This window comes from Butyrivibrio sp. AD3002, from assembly GCF_000420905.1.
Classification (GTDB): domain Bacteria; phylum Bacillota; class Clostridia; order Lachnospirales; family Lachnospiraceae; genus Butyrivibrio.
On record NZ_ATVV01000061.1, the window covers coordinates 1 to 4,227 of the forward strand.

Here is a 4,227-nt window from a genome sequence, read left to right on the forward strand (position 1 = left end):
ATATATAGAAAGCCAGCGCACGGATGACCACAAAAGAAAATATGAAAGAACAGGACGATACAGCAAAGCGAAACGCTGAGGGCCAGCGATTCATCCCCCACCGACTATGTCGGAAGGAGTTTTCTCGCTGATACATCATAATACTTGCTACATACTCCAATTATCTGCTTTGATATTCGTACCATTCTTCGTCTATCTTTTTGAATCCAACAGCTTCAAACATTCGCCTACTCTGCTCATTAAAGGAATAGATATTTGCCTTTACAGTATCCATACCCTTTTCTTTAGCAAGTTTAAGCATATCTTCAACGCATCGTCTTCCAATGTGCTGATTCTGGTATTCTTTGCACACTACAATAGCGACTTCTGCATTGTCTCTTAACGAAACATCCCCTACCAATGTCCCCTTATATTCTATGTAGTAGCAATCTCCATGAGAGCTTAGATAATCATACATAGCATGTAAAAGATCTAAATCATATGGTTCATCTCTGTTATCTACCTGCTTACATACATCCAAATCCTGATACCAAGGAAGTGAAGCCTCGTCATTCCTGTAATATGGAATCAGTTTTAATTCTTCATCAATGATTCGCTCTGTCATTCTCTCCACATATCCATTCCTGGGCCATCATTGTCATTTGGGCGGGCCTTGAAGCCAAGCTTCTCGTAAAACGCCTCTTTTCCTTTTGATGCCACAATAACTATCTTTATACGCCAGCCTTACCTTGCGGCTTCATATAATCTTCTCTAAGCAAACCGTAGATATTATAGTCGCAGTAAACCGAAACCATTTTTCCTTGACGAATTGTTCCTTCTTTAACAAAACCACATTTTTCCATAACTCTGTTTGAAGCAATATTTCTTACATCCACACGTCCATTCAATCGGTCTATTTCTGTGTTCTTAAAAACAAATCGTAACACTTCCTTCAAAGCTTCTGTAGTAATTCCCATTCTCCAGTACTCAGGATTAATCCTGTATGCTATATCGCCCATTCTGGCATTTTGAATATCAAATACTGCGATCATACCTACCACTTTATTTGTTTCTTTCCATACAATTCCCCAATCAAGATCAAGAGAAGGTTTTCTTTTTACCCAAGGACGTGGATCAATAAACATGAGTTCAGGATTTTTCTCGCCCTTGCTTGCTTTTCTTCCCCAATATGTATAAATTTCATCTCTTCCCAACCACTCTTTTAAATCATCCACATCCTTTTCGTTAAGCACACGGATAATCAGTCTGTCTGTTTCAAGAATTGGCTTGTCTATTGCATAATCATTTAACATAGTCTCCCCCGTCTACTAATTCCGATTTGCTAAAGCATATGGATTATCAGATGATGCATCAAATCCATCCAGCAGATATTCATGTGGGATGTGTTTATCATAATCAAGATCCATGTAATAGTTACAAAATATCTGTTCTGCATAGATTATTCTGTTTTTTCCATCTGTAAGAGCATATACAAATCCATTGTAGGAATCAGCATTTATTGCTAACAAGGCATATGTTTTTTCTTCCTCAACGCTGTAATATCCAATATAATCTGTAGACTGATATGATTTAAGTCTTTCCGACTCTTTTAAATAGTCTTCGTTAGAATAATCAACAACAAGATAGCCAAGGTACTGGGCATCCCAGGGATTATAATAAACCATCTTATAGTCTGCAATCGTCATGTTATCAGTAATCTCCTGAGGCCATATGCTTTCATCAATGCCCCATTTATTCCATTGTGAATCTGCATCTGTTACGTCAAACGACATGTATTCCCTGTAATTTGTTATATCAGTGTACACCTCAGGTTTTGTAGTAACTGATCCAACAACGAAAATGCCAACAAGAACCGCAGCTGCAATACTACACAAGACGCTAATAGCGGCAACTATTGCAATTACTATTATTATGATCTTTTTACTTTTATCCGTATTCATCACTCTTTATCCTTTCTTCTGTTTCCAAAAAAATGAAACGGAATACGAATAATGCTTTCCACCAGAATGATTGCTGCTACTATTGTCACTCCTGACATAAAGTTTACCAGCGTCCATTCACCACGGATAAAACAACATGCTATTCCCAAAATAAATATAAGACCGATAAACTTTATAACACTTTTCGGAAAATCATAAAGATTACCATTCATGTCTGTCCAACCCATGTAACTAAATACTGTCTTTTTCTCTGTATCTGCTATATCCCTGGCAATGTCCATAAATTTATTGCCCCTGCGCTCTGCATCCTCCAGGACATTCCAATACTTATCTACATCGAAGGATGCAATATCCACATCATCACTTTTCAAGCGTTTACGGTCAACAACTTTTTTAAAAAAAACATGTGATTTCTTCTGCTGCAAATGATTACACGTGTCATTAAAAAAAACAAAGACTCTACCATTATACTGAATAGAAAATTTGCACACAATCATTATCGACTGTGTGCAAATAAGCTCGTAAAAAACCAATCATGCTGATATTCGATGGTTTTTATTCCGATTTAATGTTCCAACACTTTAAGATCAGATCTCTCATATTTTTTTTGACCTTTGAGGCTTTTCTTATACTTCCAGCATCTTATAGCATCATCCAGCGAAGCACCTTTGTTATCTGCAAAGAAATCCCTGATATAGGTATTATACTCAAACTGCTTTCCAATAACGGTCTGCCCCTGCTTTGCTGTTCTTTTGATCTCATAATAAGCATCAATGGCATCACCATATGTTTTCCCAGAATTCGCTTTGAGCCATTTTTGAAATGTCACATTGAAAGAAAATGACTCTCCTATTTTGCTCTTAAAAAAGGCTCTATGAACCTCCGAACAAATAATGTTCTCTTCAATTTTACTGGTCTCTGTTATAGTGGTTATCTTTGACTTTCTTTTAGTAGATGCTGTCCCCGATGAATTCTTGATTTTCCCCGTATCAAGATAGTATGCAATCCTCTCAGTAAGCTCTTGTTTTCCGCCGGAAGCAGGCAACCCGTTATCGTGGCAGAACTTTACAAGTTCTTCCTTCAGGTAATAATATTCAAGAAAATCTTGTCTCTTTAATCCCAACGTTAGTGTAGGTCTTTCAGACATACTGTCCTCCAATATCTTCCAATTTTATCCTCTACTACTACGATGTTAAAAACATTGTTTAGTATCAAGTTTGGAAACCCTTCTTTTTATGAATCATCACAATGATTGCAGCAATCACAAAAACTGAATTGCTTACTATCGTCTGTCTAAGATTTCCTCCAGTGCTTGATGCTCTATCAGCAATAGATTTCCCAGCTATTAGTCCGTACTTCGATAGTGTCATAAAATCCAAAGCAGCATGAAGAATAATCATTCCAAGTAGATTCTGCCACTTAACATATATTGCACACATCAATAATCCAAACATTGTATTAGCAAGAACCTGAATCAATGTCGCCTTAATATTCCCGTTCGCAAAATAGTTTCGAAAATGATATATCCCAAAAAACAGTGCTCCCAAAACTACGGATAGTACAGCTCTCTTTCCCTCTATACCAAGCCTATCCATGATAAGTTGCGTTACAGTTCCTCTCATGAACAATTCCTCAGAAAGGCCAATCATAAGGACAAAACAAATATAAAAAAAGATCTCAGTTACTGATTTAAACCTGGCAAAACCATTAATTGTATCCACTATAGTTACAACAGTTCCCATAATTGATATAGCCAATATTATTGCACCTGATAATAGACTGTTACCTAAATTTCTAAATGGTTTTTTTAATGAATCCGTTGTTCCTATGATAAATGCTATGAAAAATGACGGCAAAACCTTGGTTATTATCTCCCTAACAAAGAACGCCACATTAGATGCCCCAAACGATAACCGAAATATCTTTATAATTTGCCATATTGCCTCATGTATAACCAAATCTAAAACAAATGCTACTATAATTGCCAGCACTGTATGATTTTTGAAAAACTTCTGCATTACCTTTTGTACCTCTCAGTGTTTTTGTTATTTTTAAGATATCATGCAATTTGTACCTTAGTACATTTTACTGTAATATATCTTCACAGTAGTTCCCTTTTCCCGTTCAATCCTCTGAGTCTTATTTCTTCCAACTGCTCCGCCGATAGAGTTCCTGCCTTGTAAAGCTTGAGATATTCATTCTCTATAGAGCTATTGAAAATCAGAAGATCATCGGTATTGATTGTCACCTCAACGCCATTTTCAACCAGCGTCTTTATTGGATGATG

At 36.6% G+C, this 4,227-nt stretch carries 6 protein-coding genes and 1 pseudogene; all 7 read right to left on the reverse strand.

The window, feature by feature from the left end; all coding sequences use genetic code 11:
* Positions 1-160: 160 nt before the first annotated feature.
* Positions 161-604 carry a GNAT family N-acetyltransferase gene (locus tag G596_RS0120090; RefSeq protein WP_022763577.1) on the reverse strand — a complete coding sequence of 148 codons (444 nt, stop codon included), beginning with the start codon at positions 602-604 and terminating at the stop codon, positions 161-163.
* Between the two features lie 106 nt (positions 605-710).
* Complete coding sequence (locus G596_RS0120095; RefSeq protein ID WP_022763578.1) at positions 711-1,292, reverse strand: GNAT family N-acetyltransferase; 582 nt, start codon at positions 1,290-1,292, stop codon at positions 711-713.
* A gap of 15 nt (positions 1,293-1,307) precedes the next feature.
* Positions 1,308-1,940: a hypothetical protein gene (locus G596_RS23225; protein WP_022763579.1), complete on the reverse strand. Its 633-nt coding sequence runs from the start codon at positions 1,938-1,940 to the stop codon at positions 1,308-1,310.
* The gene (locus tag G596_RS0120105) at positions 1,940-2,311 is read right to left on the reverse strand and encodes a hypothetical protein (RefSeq protein ID WP_155829387.1); all 372 of its coding nucleotides are present in this window, start codon (positions 2,309-2,311) and stop codon (positions 1,940-1,942) included. Before G596_RS0120105 ends, G596_RS23225 begins: the two co-directional genes overlap by 1 nt.
* A 194-nt stretch (positions 2,312-2,505) precedes the next feature.
* The gene (locus G596_RS0120110) at positions 2,506-3,087 is read right to left on the reverse strand and encodes a DUF6434 domain-containing protein (RefSeq protein WP_022763581.1); all 582 of its coding nucleotides are present in this window, start codon (positions 3,085-3,087) and stop codon (positions 2,506-2,508) included.
* A gap of 64 nt (positions 3,088-3,151) precedes the next feature.
* A complete protein-coding gene (locus tag G596_RS0120115; protein ID WP_022763582.1) occupies positions 3,152-3,958 on the reverse strand; it encodes a CPBP family intramembrane glutamic endopeptidase in 807 nt (268 codons plus the stop codon).
* Positions 3,959-4,041: 83 nt separating this feature from the next.
* Positions 4,042-4,227, reverse strand: a pseudogene (locus tag G596_RS23230) (hypothetical protein); the annotation flags it as partial.